The sequence below is a fragment of the Leptothrix cholodnii SP-6 genome (assembly GCF_000019785.1).
GTDB lineage: Bacteria > Pseudomonadota > Gammaproteobacteria > Burkholderiales > Burkholderiaceae_C > Sphaerotilus > Sphaerotilus cholodnii.
Map to the genome: position 1 here is coordinate 1,573,973 of NC_010524.1, position 14,326 is coordinate 1,588,298.

The 14,326-nt window shown below is 67.2% G+C and carries 14 protein-coding genes and 1 tRNA gene; 14 read left to right on the forward strand and 1 reads right to left on the reverse strand.

Annotation, left to right across the window (positions count from 1 at the left end):
• Positions 1-19: 19 nt before the first annotated feature.
• Entirely contained in the window at positions 20-1,702 is a 1,683-nt protein-coding gene (gene ilvD, locus LCHO_RS07430) for a dihydroxy-acid dehydratase (RefSeq protein WP_012346520.1), read from the reverse strand.
• 100 nt (positions 1,703-1,802) lie between these two features.
• Between ilvD and LCHO_RS07435 the strand changes: the two genes are divergently transcribed.
• The 14 genes from LCHO_RS07435 (at position 1,803) to LCHO_RS07500 (ending at position 14,325) form a co-directional block, all read left to right on the forward strand.
• Positions 1,803-2,729, forward strand: coding sequence for a LysR family transcriptional regulator (locus tag LCHO_RS07435; RefSeq protein WP_012346521.1), 927 nt, complete (start codon positions 1,803-1,805; stop codon positions 2,727-2,729).
• A 26-nt stretch (positions 2,730-2,755) separates the two neighbouring features.
• The gene (gene lgt, locus LCHO_RS07440) at positions 2,756-3,589 is read left to right on the forward strand and encodes a prolipoprotein diacylglyceryl transferase (protein WP_012346522.1); all 834 of its coding nucleotides are present in this window, start codon (positions 2,756-2,758) and stop codon (positions 3,587-3,589) included.
• A 10-nt stretch (positions 3,590-3,599) separates the two neighbouring features.
• Positions 3,600-4,673: a tRNA (adenosine(37)-N6)-threonylcarbamoyltransferase complex transferase subunit TsaD gene (gene tsaD / locus LCHO_RS07445; RefSeq protein WP_012346523.1), complete on the forward strand. Its 1,074-nt coding sequence runs from the start codon at positions 3,600-3,602 to the stop codon at positions 4,671-4,673.
• 48 nt (positions 4,674-4,721) lie between these two features.
• Positions 4,722-6,002 (forward strand): branched-chain amino acid ABC transporter substrate-binding protein, encoded by a 1,281-nt coding sequence (locus tag LCHO_RS07450; protein WP_012346524.1) that lies wholly within the window; start codon positions 4,722-4,724, stop codon positions 6,000-6,002.
• A 35-nt stretch (positions 6,003-6,037) separates the two neighbouring features.
• Positions 6,038-7,204, forward strand: coding sequence for a pyridoxal phosphate-dependent aminotransferase (locus tag LCHO_RS07455; protein WP_012346525.1), 1,167 nt, complete (start codon positions 6,038-6,040; stop codon positions 7,202-7,204).
• A 132-nt stretch (positions 7,205-7,336) separates the two neighbouring features.
• Positions 7,337-7,606, forward strand: a complete 270-nt coding sequence (gene rpsO, locus LCHO_RS07460) for a 30S ribosomal protein S15 (RefSeq protein ID WP_085986841.1) — start codon at positions 7,337-7,339, stop codon at positions 7,604-7,606.
• Positions 7,607-7,829: 223 nt separating this feature from the next.
• Positions 7,830-10,133, forward strand: a complete 2,304-nt coding sequence (pnp, locus tag LCHO_RS07465) for a polyribonucleotide nucleotidyltransferase (RefSeq protein WP_012346527.1) — start codon at positions 7,830-7,832, stop codon at positions 10,131-10,133.
• A 12-nt stretch (positions 10,134-10,145) separates the two neighbouring features.
• Positions 10,146-11,132, forward strand: a complete 987-nt coding sequence (locus LCHO_RS07470; RefSeq protein ID WP_012346528.1) for an NAD(P)H-quinone oxidoreductase — start codon at positions 10,146-10,148, stop codon at positions 11,130-11,132.
• Positions 11,133-11,174: 42 nt separating this feature from the next.
• Positions 11,175-11,921: a triose-phosphate isomerase gene (gene tpiA, locus LCHO_RS07475; protein ID WP_012346529.1), complete on the forward strand. Its 747-nt coding sequence runs from the start codon at positions 11,175-11,177 to the stop codon at positions 11,919-11,921.
• A 35-nt stretch (positions 11,922-11,956) separates the two neighbouring features.
• On the forward strand, positions 11,957-12,358 hold the full coding sequence (gene secG / locus LCHO_RS07480) for a preprotein translocase subunit SecG (protein WP_012346530.1): 402 nt from the start codon (positions 11,957-11,959) through the stop codon (positions 12,356-12,358).
• A gap of 181 nt (positions 12,359-12,539) precedes the next feature.
• Positions 12,540-12,624 (forward strand) — tRNA-Leu (locus tag LCHO_RS07485).
• 227 nt (positions 12,625-12,851) lie between these two features.
• On the forward strand, positions 12,852-13,211 hold the full coding sequence (locus LCHO_RS07490) for an NADH-quinone oxidoreductase subunit A (protein ID WP_012346531.1): 360 nt from the start codon (positions 12,852-12,854) through the stop codon (positions 13,209-13,211).
• Between the two features lie 24 nt (positions 13,212-13,235).
• Entirely contained in the window at positions 13,236-13,712 is a 477-nt protein-coding gene (locus LCHO_RS07495; RefSeq protein ID WP_012346532.1) for a NuoB/complex I 20 kDa subunit family protein, read from the forward strand.
• Positions 13,713-13,725: 13 nt separating this feature from the next.
• Entirely contained in the window at positions 13,726-14,325 is a 600-nt protein-coding gene (locus LCHO_RS07500; protein WP_012346533.1) for an NADH-quinone oxidoreductase subunit C, read from the forward strand.
• Position 14,326: the final 1 nt, after the last annotated feature.

The following is a 14,326-nucleotide window of genomic DNA, read 5'->3' on the forward strand; positions in this document are numbered from 1 at the left end:
CCCCGCGATCCTCGGCGGATCAGCCGCCGAACTTGTCGAGCACCGCACCGGCGCTCGCGCTCGAAGCGTTGAACGCGAACTTCGCCAGCACGCCGCGGGTGTAGCGCGGCGCCGGCGCCGTCCAGGCGGCGCGGCGGCGGGCCAGTTCGTCGTCGCTGACGTTGAGCTGCAGCAGCAGCTGGTGGGCGTCGATGGTGATCGAGTCACCCTCCTGCACCAGCGCGATGTTGCCGCCCGCATAGGCCTCGGGCGCGACGTGGCCGACCACCATGCCCCAGGTGCCGCCCGAAAAACGCCCGTCGGTGATCAGGCCGACGCTCTCGCCCAGGCCCTGGCCGATCAGCGCGCCGGTGGGCGCCAGCATCTCGGGCATGCCCGGGCCGCCCTTGGGGCCGAGGTAGCGCAGCACCATCACGTCACCGGCGACGATCTTGTTGGCCATGATCGCGGCGAGTGCCGATTGTTCGTCCTCGAACACGCGTGCCGGGCCGGTCATGACCGGGCTCTTCAGGCCGGTGATCTTGGCGACGCAGCCTTCGGGGCTGAGGTTGCCTTTCAGGATCGCCAGGTGGCCTTCGGCGTAGATCGGGTTCGTGACCGCGCGGATCACGTCCTGGTCGGCGCGCAGGTCGGGCACGTCGGCCAGGTTTTCAGCCACGGTCTTGCCGGTGATGGTCATGCAGTCGCCGTGCAGCAGGCCGTGCTTGAGCAGTTCCTTCATCACCGCCGGGATGCCGCCGGCGTGATGCAGGTCGATCGCCAGGTACTTGCCGCTGGGCTTCAGGTCGCACAGCACGGGGGTGCGGCGGCGCACGCGCTCGAAGTCGTCGATCGTCCACTCGACTTCGGCGGCGTGGGCGATCGCCAGGAAATGCAGCACCGCGTTGGTCGAGCCGCCGGTGGCCATGATCACGGCGACGGCGTTCTCGATCGCTTTCTTGGTGACGATGTCGCGCGGCTTCAGGTCGGCCTTGACCGCCTCGACCAGCACGCCGGCCGCCACCTTGACGCTGGCGACGATCTCTTCCTCCACGTTGGCCATCGTCGACGAGTACGGCAGGCTCATGCCCAGCGCCTCGAACGACGAACTCATCGTGTTGGCGGTGTACATGCCGCCGCATGAACCCGAGCCGGGGATGGCGCGGCGCTCGATCTCGCAGAAATCCTCTTCGGCCATCTTGCCGGCCGAGAACTGGCCCACGGCCTCGAACACGCTGACGATGTTGAGGTCCTGGCCCTTGTACTTGCCCGGCAGGATGGTGCCGCCGTAGACGTACAGCGCCGGCACGTTGGCGCGCAGCATGCCCATCATGCCGCCGGGCATGTTCTTGTCACAGCCGCCGATGACGATCACGCCGTCCATCCACTGGCCGCCCACGCAGGTCTCGACGCAGTCGGCGATCACCTCGCGCGACACCAGCGAGTACTTCATGCCCTCGGTGCCCATCGCCATGCCGTCTGAAATCGTCGGCGTGCCGAAGATCTGCGGGTTGCCGCCGGCTTCCTTGATGCCGATCACCGCGGCGTCGGCCAGCTTCTGCAGGCCCGAGTTGCACGGCGTGATGGTCGAGTGACCGTTGGCCACGCCGATCATCGGCTTGCTGAAGTCGTCCTGCTGGTAGCCCAGCGCGTAGTACATCGAGCGGTTCGGGGCGCGCGCGACGCCTTCGGTGATGTTCTTGGAGCGGCGGTTGAAGCTCATGGGGGTCTCGCAGTCTGGCGGTGGGGAGCGCAAGCATAGTGCGGTCGATTTTTGTCGTCTAATCGATTTGTCGAGCCTTATTCATACGCTGTACATATCAATGATCGACCTCCGCCTGTGGCGCCAGTTCCTGACGCTGGCCGACGAACTGCACTTCGGCCGCGCCGCTCAGCGCCTGCACATGACTCAGCCGCCGCTGAGCCAGGCGATCCAGGGCCTGGAGCGTGAACTCGGCGTGGCGCTGTTCCTGCGCACGCGCCGCTCGGTGGCGCTGACACCCGCCGGCGCCGCGCTGCTGCCGCCGGTGCGCCGGCTGCTGGCGGCGGCCGAGGAGCTGCCGCGCATCGCCCAGGCCGCGGCGGCCGGCCTGGCCGGGCAGCTGCGCCTGGCCTTCATCTCGTCGATCAGCTACGGCCCGTTGCCCGAGTGGCTGCGCAGCTTCCGCGAGGCGCACCCCGAGGTGGCGCTGACGCTGCGCGAGGCCACGCTCGACGTGCAGCTCGCCGCCTTCGACGCCGACGAGATCGACGCCGGCTTCGTGCTGCACGCGCCCGGCGCCGCGCCGCCCAGCTTCGCCGCCTGGAGCGCGCTGGACGAGCCGCTGATGATGGCGTTGCCGCAGACGCACCCGGCCGCCGCGCAGGCCGTGCTCGAGTGGGCCGACGTGTGTGCCGAGCCGCTGGTGATCTTTCCGCGCCACATCGCGCCGTCGCTGTTCGACGCGCTGCTGGGCGCCTACCGCGCGCAGGGCGCCACGCCGCACATCGCGCAGGAGGCGATCCAGATGCAGACCATCGTCAACCTGGTGTCGGCCGGCATGGGCGTGGCCTGGGTGCCCGAGTCGGTGACGCGGCTGCAGCGCCCGGGCGTGGTCTACCGGCCGGTGCGGGGCCTGGCGCTGCGCTGCGAGACCAGCCTGATCTGGCGCGAGCCGGCCTCGCCGGTGGTGGCGCGCTTCGTCGGCCATGTGTCCGCGGATGTCATGGCCGAGCGGCGACAATCCGCCTCCGCCGGGGCTGCCCGGTAGCCGTTGTTCCCCTTGGAGTCTTGCCGATGCTCGTGCATCCCCAGTTCAACCCGATCGCGCTCGATCTGGGCTTTTTCCAGATCCACTGGTATGGCCTGACGTATCTGGCGGCCTTCGGCTTGTTCTATTTCCTGGCCACCCGGCGCATCCGCCAGGCGCCGTATGCAAGTGGATCGGGCCCGGCCTGGACGGCGCGTGATGTCGAGGACCTGCTGTTTTTCGGCGTGGTCGGCGTGATCCTGGGTGGGCGGCTCGGTTATGTGCTGTTCTACAAGCCGACGTACTACCTCGCCAACCTCAGCGAGATCCCCGCCGTCTGGAAGGGCGGCATGGCTTTTCACGGCGGCCTGCTGGGCGTGATCGTGGCGATGGCGCTGTTTGCGCATCTGCGCGGGCGCAAGTTCTTCGAGGTCACTGACCTGGTCGCGCCCTGCGTGCCCACCGGCCTGGCGATGGGCCGCATCGGCAACTTCATCAACGGCGAGCTGTGGGGCCGCGCGGCCGACGCCAGCCTGCCGTGGGCGATGGTGTTCCCGCAGTCGGGCAGCGACCTGCCGCGCCACCCGTCGCAGCTCTACCAGTTCGCGCTCGAAGGCCTCGCGCTGTTCGCGCTCACCTGGTTCTACGGCCACAGCCGCTCGGCCCATGTCGGCGCCGACGGGCGGCCGATCTGGGGCCGGGTCAGCGGCCTGTTCGTCGGCGGTTACGGCGTGTTCCGCTTCATCGCCGAATACTTCCGCGAGCCCGACAGCTTCCTCGGCCTGCTCGCGTTCAACCTCAGCATGGGCCAGTGGCTGTGCGTGCCGATGATCGTGGCCGGCGCGCTGATCTGGTGGTCGGCGGGGCGGCGTCGTGTCTGAGGCCGTGGCGATGAACTGGGCTGACGCTGCGCCGCTGCGGGTGCTGGGCATCGAGTCGAGTTGCGACGAAACCGGCATCGCGCTGGTCGAACTGCCGGGCGGTGTGCGCGGCGCCCAGCCGGTGCGGCTGCTCGCGCACGCGCTGCACAGCCAGATCGACATGCACCAGGCCTACGGCGGTGTGGTGCCCGAACTGGCCTCGCGCGACCACATCCGCCGCGTCGTGCCGCTGCTGCGCCAGACCATGACCGAGGCCGGCCACGCGCTCGCCTCGATCGACGTGGTGGCCTACACCCGCGGCCCCGGCCTGGCCGGCGCGCTGCTGGTCGGTGCGGGCATGGCGTGCGCGCTGGGCATGGCGCTCGGTAAGCCGGTGCTGGGCGTGCATCACCTCGAAGGCCATCTGCTGTCGCCGTTCCTGTCGGCCGATCCGCCGCAGTTCCCATTCATCGCGCTGCTGGTGTCGGGTGGCCACACGCAGCTGATGCGGGTCGACGGCGTGGGCGCCTACACGCTGCTCGGCGAGACCATCGACGACGCCGCCGGCGAGGCCTTCGACAAGACCGCCAAGATGCTCGACCTCGGTTATCCGGGCGGGCCGGCCTTGTCGAAACTGGCCGAGCAGGGCGACCCGACGGCCTTCAAGCTGCCGCGCCCGCTGCTGCGTGGCGACAACATCGACTTCTCGTTCGCCGGCCTCAAGACGGCGGTCTGGATGCAGCAGCAGCGCCTCGTCGCAGCCGGCACGATGACCGAGCAGGCGCGCGCCGACCTGGCCGCATCGACGCAGGCGGCGATCGTCGACGTGCTGGTCGCCAAGTCGCTGCTGGCGCTCAAAGCCAGCGGCCTCAAGCGCATGGTGGTGGCCGGCGGCGTGGGCGCGAACCGGCGCCTGCGTCAACAGCTCGACGCCCAGTGCGCAAAACGCGGCGTGCGCGTGCACTACCCCGAGCTGCACCTGTGCACCGACAACGGCGCGATGATCGCGCTCGCCGCGGCCATGCGCCTGCAGGCCGGCCGGGCCGAGCCGAGCCTGGCGTATCACTTCGACGTCAAGCCGCGCTGGGATCTCGGCGCGATCTGAGAGCCCGAGCGCGCGCTCTTGCGGCCCGTCTGAACCGGATCTGATCACATGAAGACCTCGTTTTTTCATACCCGTCGCGGCCTGCTCCTGGCTGCCGTCCTCACCGCTTGCGGCGTGAACGCCAGCGCCGCCGAGCCCATCAAGGTGGCCTTGATCGAGGGCCTGTCGGGCCCGTTCGCCAATGCCGGCGAGGCGGTGGCGCGCAACATCGTCTGGGCGATGGAGCGCGTCAACGCGCGCGGTGGTGTCAAGTTGCCGGGCGGCGCGCGGCCGCTCGAACTCATGCGCATGGACAGCAAGGGCAGCACCGAGGAGGCGCTGTCGCTGCTGAAAAGCGCCACCGACCAGAGCGTGGCGGTGGTGATGCAGGGCAACAGTTCGGCTGCGGCTGCGGCGCTGATCGACGCGCTCAACAAGCACAACCAGCGCGAGCCGCAGCGCCGCGCGCTGTTGCTCAACTACTCGGCCGTCGACCCGGTGCTGACCAACGAGAAGTGCAGCCCGTGGCACTTCCGTTTCGACGCCCATGCCGACATGCGGCTGGCTGCACTGACCGACGTGCTGAAAGACGACGCCGGCACCCAACGCGTCTACCTGATCGGCCAGGACTACAGCTTCGGCCAGCATGTGCTGCGCGAGGGCCGCAAGATGATCGCGGCCAAGCGGCCCGACATCGAGTTCGTCGGCGACGAGCTGCACCCGATCGGCCGGGTGAAGGACTTCCTGCCCTACGCCACCAAGATCAAGGCCAGCGGCGCGCAGGCGGTGCTGACCGGCAACTGGGGCAACGACCTGACGCTGCTGATCAAGGCGGCGCGCGAGGTCGGTTTCGAGGGCAAGTTCTACACCTTCTACGGCAACGCGCTGGGCGTGCCGGCGGCCATCGGCGAGGCCGGCATCGGCCGGGTGCTGGCGGTGGCCGAATGGCATCCGAATGCGGGCGGAAAGGGATCGGACGCGCTGGTGTCGGCCTTCCGCAAGCGCTTCCCCAAGCCCGAGGACGACTACCTGCACGTGCGCATGCAGGTGATGGTGGAGATGCTGGCGCAGGCCATCGAACGCGGCCGCAGCGCCGAGGCCGGCGCGATCGTCAAGGCCTTGTCGGGCGCGCGCTACGACGGCGCGAGCCTCGGCGGCTTGGGCGCTGGCGTGATGCGCGCGGCCGATCACCAGTACATCCAGCCGCTCTACGTCAGCGTGATGCAGCGCGCCGGCAGCGACGGCGTGCCCTTCGACGCCGAAGGCAGCGGCTTCGGTTTCAAGACCCTGCGCTACGTCGACGCCGCCCGCGCCGAGCAGCCGCATCGCTGCCAGATGCCGGCCCTCTGACGCTCGTCCACCCGGTTTTTCAACGGAGCTTTTCCATGCGCCAAGTGATCGCCGACCTGAGCGCCTCGCGCATCCGCGAGGTGGCCAACGCCGGCCTGGGCCGCAGCGACGTGCTGGCCTTCTGGTTCGGCGAGAGCGACGAGATCACGCCGATCGGCGTGCGCGATGCCGCAGTGGCGTCGATCGAGGCGGGCGAGACCTTCTACGGCCACAACCTGGGTCTGCCGGAGCTGCGCCAGGCGCTGGCGCGCTACGTCAGCAGTCTGCACAAGCCCGTGGGCGCCGAGCGCATCGCGGTGACGTCGTCGGGCGTGAGCGCGCTGATGATCGCGCAGCAGGCGCTGGTCGACGCCGGCGACGAGGTGGTGGCGGTCGTGCCGGTCTGGCCGAATCTGGTCGCGCAGCCGGCCATCATGGGTGCGCGCGTGCGCTGCATCAGCCTGCATCCGCGCAACGGCGCTTGGATGCTCGATCTGGACGAGCTGCTGGCCGCCATCACGCCGGCCACCCGGGTGCTGATCGTCAATGCGCCCAACAACCCGACCGGCTGGACGCTGACTGCCGCCGAGCAACAGGCGATCCTGGATCACTGCCGCCGCACCGGCACCTGGATCGTGTCCGACGAGGTCTACGAGCGGCTCTATTTCCCCGATGCGGCGGATGCCGACGGTCAGGTCTGCGCGCCGAGCTTTCTCGACATCGCCGAACCCGAGGACCGGCTGCTGGTGGTGCACAGCTTCTCGAAGAGTTTCCTGATGACGGGCTGGCGGCTGGGTTGCCTGATCGCGCCGCCGTCGATCGTCGAGGAGCTCGGCAAGCTGATCGAGTTCAACACCTCGTGTGTTCCGGTGTTCGTGCAGCGCGCCGGGTTGGCGGCGCTGGCCGAGGCGCCGCAGTCGGTACCGGCGCTGCAGGCGCATCTGCGGCGCTGTCGCGACACGCTGATCGACGCCCTGCAGCCGCTGCCGGGCATCGAGCTGGCGCGCCCGCGCGGGGCAATGTATGCCTTCCTGCGGGTGCAGGGGCAGGACGACTCGCTGGCGCTGGCCAAGCGGCTGGTGGTCGAGCACGGACTGGGCCTGGCCCCGGGCGTGGCCTTCGGTCCGCAGGGCGAGGGCTGGCTGCGCTGGTGTTTCGCTTCGCGCGACCCGCAGCGCTTGCTCAAGGGTGTGGAGCGGCTGGCGCGCGCGCTGCGTCTATAATCGCCGGCTCGCTGCCCGAGAGGGTGGCGTGATTCGCACGGCATGGGTCGGTTTCACCCGTGACCGCAAGTAGCCACCGAAACCGCTGCACGGGCACGAGCCCCGGCTGCGCGGTTTCGATCCATCGAGGAAATCGAAATGTCCGAAATCAACAAGGCCGAGATCGTCGCCTCCAATGCCCGCGCCCCGTCCGACACGGGTTCGCCGGAAGTCCAGGTCGCCCTGCTGACCGCGCGCATCAACCACCTGATGCCGCACTTCAAGACCCACATGAAGGATCACCACGGCCGTCGTGGTCTGCTGCGCATGGTGAGCCGTCGCCGCAAGCTGCTCGACTACCTGAAGAGCCGTGACGCCGACCGCTACACCTCGCTGATCCAGAAGCTGGGCCTGCGCAAGTAATCACCGCATGCATGCAAAGAGCCTGTCTGGACCTCTCCAGCACAGGCTCTTTGTGCTTGCGGATCGTCATCGATATCGGAGCACGCCGGCTGCCGCGCTGCTGTGTCATTCCAACGAGTTCCGCGCCGTCCGGCCGGGCATCGCTGGAATGGCATTGCGCCACGCTGACGCGCCTTCGGGTGCCACATCCCACCAGATGGATGTTTCTGCCTAGGAGACTCGCATGAGCCTGTTCAACAAAGTCACCAAGACCTTCCAATGGGGTCAGCACACCGTCACGCTCGAGACCGGTGAAATCTCGCGCCAGGCCGGCGGTGCCGTGATCGTCAACATCGACGACACCGTGGTGCTGGCTACCGTGGTGGGCGCCAAGAACGCCAAGCCGGGCCAGGATTTCTTCCCGCTGACGGTCGACTACATCGAGAAGACCTACGCCGCCGGCAAGATCCCCGGCAGCTTCTTCAAGCGCGAAGCCAAGCCGTCCGAACTGGAAGTGCTGACCAGCCGCCTGATCGACCGCCCGCTGCGCCCGCTGTTCCCGGAAGGCTTCTACAACGAAGTCCACGTGGTCGTGCACGTGCTGTCGCTGAACCCTGAAGCGTCGGCCGACATCGCCGCGCTGATCGGCTCGAGCGCCGCGCTGGCGATCTCGGGCATTCCGTTCAACGGCCCGGTGGGCGCTGCCCGCGTGGGTTACGTCAACGGCGAATACGTGCTCAACCCGGGCCCGACCCAGCTCAAGTCCTCGAAGATGGACCTGGTCGTCGCCGGCACCGAAGCGGCCGTGCTGATGGTCGAATCCGAGGCCGACCAGCTGACCGAAGAGGTGATGCTGGGCGCCGTGGTCTACGGCCACGAGCAGGCCAAGGTCGCGATCGCCGCGATCAACGAACTCGTGCGTGACGCCGGCAAGCCGGCCTGGGACTGGCAGCCGCCGGCCCGCAACGAGCCGCTGATCGCCAAGGTCGCCGAGTTCGGCCTGGCCAAGATCGAAGCGGCCTACCAGATCCGCAACAAGCAGGCTCGCACGCATGCTTGCCGCGCGGCCTACGCCGAAGTGAAGATCTCGCTGGCCGAAGCCGGCGTGGTGTTCGACAACGTCGACGTCGACAACCTGCTGTTCGAGCTCGAGGCCAAGACCGTGCGCGGTCAGATCCTGCAAGGCGAGCCGCGCATCGACGGCCGCGACACCCGCACCGTGCGCCCGATCGAGATCCGCACCGGCGTGCTGCCGCGCACCCACGGCTCGGCGCTGTTCACGCGTGGCGAGACCCAGGCCCTGGTGGTCGCCACGCTCGGCACCGACCAGGACTCGCAGCGCATTGACGCGCTGGCCGGCGACTTCCGCGACAGCTTCCTGTTCCACTACAACATGCCTCCGTTCGCCACCGGCGAAGTCGGCCGCATGGGCACCACCAAGCGTCGCGAGACCGGCCACGGCCGCCTCGCCAAGCGCGCGCTGGTGCCGCTGCTGCCCCCGAAGGACGAGTTCGGCTACACGATCCGCGTGGTCTCCGAGATCACCGAATCGAACGGTTCGTCGTCGATGGCCTCGGTCTGCGGCGGTTGCCTGGCGATGATGGATGCCGGCGTGCCGATGAAGGCGCACGTGGCCGGCATCGCCATGGGCCTGATCAAGGAAGGCAACCGCTTCGCGGTGCTGACCGACATCCTGGGCGATGAAGATCACCTCGGCGACATGGACTTCAAGGTGGCCGGTACCACCGCCGGCGTGACCGCGCTGCAGATGGACATCAAGATCCAGGGCATCACCAAGGAGATCATGCAGGTCGCACTGGCGCAGGCCAAGGAAGCGCGCCTGCACATCCTGGGCAAGATGGTCGAGGCGATGGGCACGGCCAACACCGAGGTGTCGAACTTCGCGCCGCGCCTGTACACGATGAAGATCAACCCCGAGAAGATCCGTGACGTGATCGGCAAGGGCGGTTCGGTGATCCGCGCGCTGACCGAAGAGACCGGCTGCCAGATCGACATCGGCGAAGACGGCACGATCACGATCGCATCGACCGATGCCGACAAGGCCGAACTGGCCAAGAAGCGCATCGCCGACATCACCGCCGAAGCCGAGATCGGCAAGGTCTACGAAGGTCCGGTGGTCAAGATCCTCGACTTCGGTGCGCTGATCAACATCCTGCCCGGCAAGGACGGACTGCTGCACATCAGCCAGATCGCGCACCAGCGCGTCGAGAAGGTCACCGACTTCCTGACCGAAGGCCAGGTCGTCAAGGTCAAGGTGCTCGAGACCGACGAGAAGGGCCGCATCAAGCTGTCGATGAAGGCGCTGATCGAGCGTCCGGAAGGCATGGAGTTCGAAGAGCGTGCGCCGCGCCGTGAAGGCGGTTTCGGTGACCGCGGCGACCGTGGTGATCGCGGCCCGCGCCGTGACCGCGGTGGCGATCGTCCTGAGCGTGGCGAGCGTCCGGCACGTGCCGAACAGCCTGCGACTGAAGAGTCCGGCGCGCCTGCAGCGGGTCAGCCGCAGCAGCAGCAAGGTCAGCAGCAGTAAGAAGATCGGCCCATGAACGCGATCGAGATCTCACGGCCGGGCGCGCCCGATGTGCTGCGTCTGACGCAGCGTGCCGTGCCCGTGGCCGGTGCCGGCGAGGTCTTGATCCGTGTGGCCGCGAGCGGTGTCAACCGGCCCGACGTGCTGCAGCGCAAGGGCGCCTATCCGCCCCCGGCGGGTGCGTCGGATCTGCCCGGCCTCGAGCTTGCCGGTGTCATCGAATCCGGTGACGCGCAGGCGCTGCAGGCGGCCGGCCTGGCCATCGGGCAGCGGGTCTGCGCGCTCGTGACGGGCGGCGGCTACGCCCAGTACTGCGTCGCGCCGGTCGGGCAATGCCTGCCGGTGCCGGCCGGTTTCGACGACGTGCAGGCGGCCGCGCTGCCGGAGACGTTCTTCACCGTCTGGTCGAACGTCTTCGAGCGCGCGCGCCTGCAGTCGGGCGAGACCTTGCTGGTGCAAGGTGGCACCAGTGGCATCGGCGTGACGGCCATCCAGCTGGCCAAGGCGCGTGGCGCCACGGTCATCGCCACGGCGGGCAGCGACGACAAGTGCCAGGCTTGCCTGGCGCTGGGTGCCGATCACGCGATCAACTATCGCAGTCAGGACTTCGCCGCCGAGGCCCTGCGCCTGACGGACGGCCGCGGCGTCGACGTGATCCTCGACATGGTGGCGGGCGACTACGTGGCGCGCGAGGTCAGCTGCCTGGCCGAAGACGGTCGGCTGGTCATCATCGCGGTGCAGGGGGGCGTCAAGGCGTCGTTCGACGCCGGCCTGGTGTTGCGCCGACGCCTGACGATCACGGGCTCGACCCTGCGGGCGCGGCCTGTCGCATTCAAGGCGGCGATCGCTGCGGCACTGCGTGCGCAGGTCTGGCCTCTGCTGGAGTCCCGGCAGGTCCGGCCGGTGATCCATGCCGTGCTGCCGGCGGCGCAGGCGGCCGATGCGCACGCCCTGATGGAATCGAACCAGCACATCGGCAAGATCGTGCTGCAGTGGTGAGCCGCAACGGCCGCAGCAAAAAACACAATCTGAGGAACTTCGATGGACACGAATCGCAAACTGGTGGTGGGCAACTGGAAGATGCATGGCAGCCACGTTGCCAATGCCGAGTTGCTGCAAGGCGTGCTGGCCGCTCGGCCCTTTGGCTGCGACGTGGCGGTGTGTGCGCCGTTCCCCTATCTGTCCGAGGTGGCGGTGACGCTGGCCGGCAGCCCTCTTCTGTGGGGTGCGCAGGATTGTTCGGCCCACGAGCAGGGCGCCTACACCGGCGAGGTGTCGGCTGCGATGCTGGCCGAGTTTGGCTGCCGCTATGTCATCGTCGGCCACTCGGAGCGGCGCGCCTATCACGCCGAATCCGACCAGCTGGTGGCCGACAAGGCCAAGGCCGCGCTGGCCCGAGGCATCACGCCGATCGTCTGCGTCGGCGAGACGCTGGCGCAGCGTGAGGCCGGTGAAACGGCAACGGTGGTCAAGCGCCAGCTCTCGGTCGTGATCCACGCCCTGACGCACTGCATCGGCGAAATCGTGGTTGCCTACGAGCCGGTCTGGGCGATCGGCACCGGTCGCACGGCCACCCCGGAACAGGCTCAGGAAGTGCATGCCCTGCTGCGCGCCCAGCTGGCTGCCGCAACGCCGCACGCCGCGCAGATGAAATTGCTCTATGGCGGCAGCGTCAAGCCTGACAACGCCGACTCGCTGTTCGCTCAGCCCGACATCGACGGTGGCCTGATCGGTGGCGCGGCGCTCAAGGCGGCCGACTTCGTCGCCATCGTGCGCGCAGCCGGCTGAACCTCAATCGAATCGTTTTCTGGAGACGCTCTCCCATGCAAGTGTTGATGAATCTGATGCTGCTGACGCAGTTGGTGTCCGCGATCGCGATGATCGGGCTGGTGCTGGTCCAGCACGGCAAGGGCGCCGACATGGGCGCATCCTTCGGAGGTGGTGCCTCCGGCAGCCTGTTCGGTGCCACCGGCAGCGCCAACTTCCTGTCGCGTTCGACCGCCATCTGCGCTGCCGTGTTCTTCACCTGCACCCTGGCGCTGGCCTATTTCAGCAACGCGCGCGGCACGAATGTCGGCGGCAGCGTGCTGGATCAGGCGGTGCCGGCCTTGGCGGCCAGTGCGCCTGCGGCATCGGGCGCCGAGTTGATTCCGGGTGCGGCACCGGTTGCGGCGCCTGCCGTGGTGGCTCCCGCCGTGCCGGCATCTGCGGCTGCTTCGAACTGACGTGGCGGCATTGCAGCATTCAATAGAAAACCTTGCGCAACACCTTGAGACAAACCCTGGTACGCGCTAGAATTCATGGCTGTGCTGATAAGCAATTCCTCACGCGAATCAGTGCCTTGAGTTTGATTTGACAAGACAATCTGAGGCAGGCTTTCAGAGTGGGTTGTCAGATTGCAGACATGCCGACGTGGTGAAATTGGTAGACACGCTATCTTGAGGGGGTAGTGGCGAAAGCTGTGCGAGTTCGAGTCTCGCCGTCGGCACCAAAGATTTGAATTGATTGGACCCAAGGGTTGGTCGCTCATCCGGCGACTGGCCCAGCGCCCTGACGAAGACGTGCAAGAGGCTCTGGCCTCTGCGATCCAGCAGGGAACGAAGTGGGCGCGCTGAGTGTGTGGCCGTTGCAACCATGTTGCCGGTCATGACGGCGCGCTTTATTTTTTGTCGGATGGTTCCCGCTGTTCCGGGAATGAGACTGTGAAGGCCTGAAGCCATGAACCTGGAAAACTACCTACCTGTCATCCTGTTCATCCTGGTGGGTGTCGGGGTTGGCGTGGCACCCCAGGTGCTGGGTTTTCTGCTTGGTCCGCGTCGTCCGTATGCGGCCAAGAACTCTCCCTACGAGTGCGGTTTCGAGGCCTTCGAGGACGCGCGCATGAAGTTCGATGTGCGCTACTACCTGGTTGCCATCCTCTTCATCTTGTTCGATCTCGAGATCGCCTTCCTCTTTCCGTGGGCGGTGTCTCTGCGCGAGATCGGTGCAACCGGCTTCTGGGCCATGATGATCTTCCTGGGCATCCTCGTGGTGGGATTCGTCTATGAATGGAAGAAGGGCGCCCTCGACTGGGAATGACGCAAGCCATCACAAGGACACACCATGGGCATTGAAGGCGTTCTCAAGGAAGGTTTCGTCACGACCAGTGTCGATACCTTGATCAACTGGTCCAAGACCGGCTCGCTCTGGCCGATGACCTTCGGTCTGGCGTGCTGTGCGGTCGAGATGATGCATGCGGGCGCATCACGCTACGACATCGATCGTTTCGGCATGCTGTTCCGCCCCAGTCCGCGGCAGAGCGATCTGATGATCGTGGCCGGCACGTTATGCAACAAGATGGCGCCGGCGTTGCGCAAGGTCTATGACCAGATGGCCGAGCCGCGCTGGGTGCTGAGCATGGGCTCGTGTGCCAATGGCGGTGGTTATTACCACTACAGCTATTCGGTCGTGCGGGGTTGCGACCGCGTGGTGCCGGTCGACGTCTACGTGCCGGGCTGTCCGCCCACGGCCGAGGCGCTGCTCTACGGCATCCTGCAGTTGCAGGCCAAGATCCGCCGCGAAAACACCATCGCGCGCTGAGCAGAGGCTTTCGATGACTCAAAAACTGGACACCCTGCAGGCTGCGATCGAGCGTGTGATCGGCGATCGCATCGTGCATCTCGTGCGCGATCGTGGCGAGCTCACCTTGACCGTCAAGGCAACTGACTACGCTGCCATCGGCAAGACGCTGCGTGATCATCCGGACCTCGGATTCGAGCAGCTGATCGACATCTGCGGCGTCGACTACAGCGGCTACAAGGACGGTGGTTACGAGGGCCTGCGTTATGCGGCGGTCTCGCACCTGCTGTCGGTGCAGCACAACTGGCGCCTGCGCCTGAAGGTGTTCGCGCCCGACGACGACTTCCCGCTGGTCGCTTCGCTCACGCCGATCTGGAGCGGTGCCAACTGGTTCGAGCGCGAAGCCTTCGACATGTACGGGATCGTCTTCGACGGTCACACCGACCTGCGTCGCATCCTGACCGACTATGGCTTCATCGGGCATCCGATGCGCAAGGACTTCCCGGTCACCGGTCATGTCGAGATGCGCTACGACCCCGAGCAGAAGCGCGTGATCTACCAGCCGGTCTCGATCGAGCCGCGCGAGATCACGCCGCGCATCATCCGCGAAGACAACTACGGCGGCCTGCACTAAG

Coding starts and splice junctions, on each gene's coding strand:
- ilvD (WP_012346520.1), bottom strand. CDS start 1,702: ATGAGCTTCAACCGCCGCTCCAAGAACATCACCGAAGGCGTCGCGCGC.
- LCHO_RS07435 (WP_012346521.1), top strand. CDS start 1,803: ATGATCGACCTCCGCCTGTGGCGCCAGTTCCTGACGCTGGCCGACGAA.
- lgt (WP_012346522.1), top strand. CDS start 2,756: ATGCTCGTGCATCCCCAGTTCAACCCGATCGCGCTCGATCTGGGCTTT.
- tsaD (WP_012346523.1), top strand. CDS start 3,600: ATGAACTGGGCTGACGCTGCGCCGCTGCGGGTGCTGGGCATCGAGTCG.
- LCHO_RS07450 (WP_012346524.1), top strand. CDS start 4,722: ATGAAGACCTCGTTTTTTCATACCCGTCGCGGCCTGCTCCTGGCTGCC.
- LCHO_RS07455 (WP_012346525.1), top strand. CDS start 6,038: ATGCGCCAAGTGATCGCCGACCTGAGCGCCTCGCGCATCCGCGAGGTG.
- pnp (WP_012346527.1), top strand. CDS start 7,830: ATGAGCCTGTTCAACAAAGTCACCAAGACCTTCCAATGGGGTCAGCAC.
- LCHO_RS07470 (WP_012346528.1), top strand. CDS start 10,146: ATGAACGCGATCGAGATCTCACGGCCGGGCGCGCCCGATGTGCTGCGT.
- tpiA (WP_012346529.1), top strand. CDS start 11,175: ATGGACACGAATCGCAAACTGGTGGTGGGCAACTGGAAGATGCATGGC.
- secG (WP_012346530.1), top strand. CDS start 11,957: ATGCAAGTGTTGATGAATCTGATGCTGCTGACGCAGTTGGTGTCCGCG.
- LCHO_RS07490 (WP_012346531.1), top strand. CDS start 12,852: ATGAACCTGGAAAACTACCTACCTGTCATCCTGTTCATCCTGGTGGGT.
- LCHO_RS07495 (WP_012346532.1), top strand. CDS start 13,236: ATGGGCATTGAAGGCGTTCTCAAGGAAGGTTTCGTCACGACCAGTGTC.
- LCHO_RS07500 (WP_012346533.1), top strand. CDS start 13,726: ATGACTCAAAAACTGGACACCCTGCAGGCTGCGATCGAGCGTGTGATC.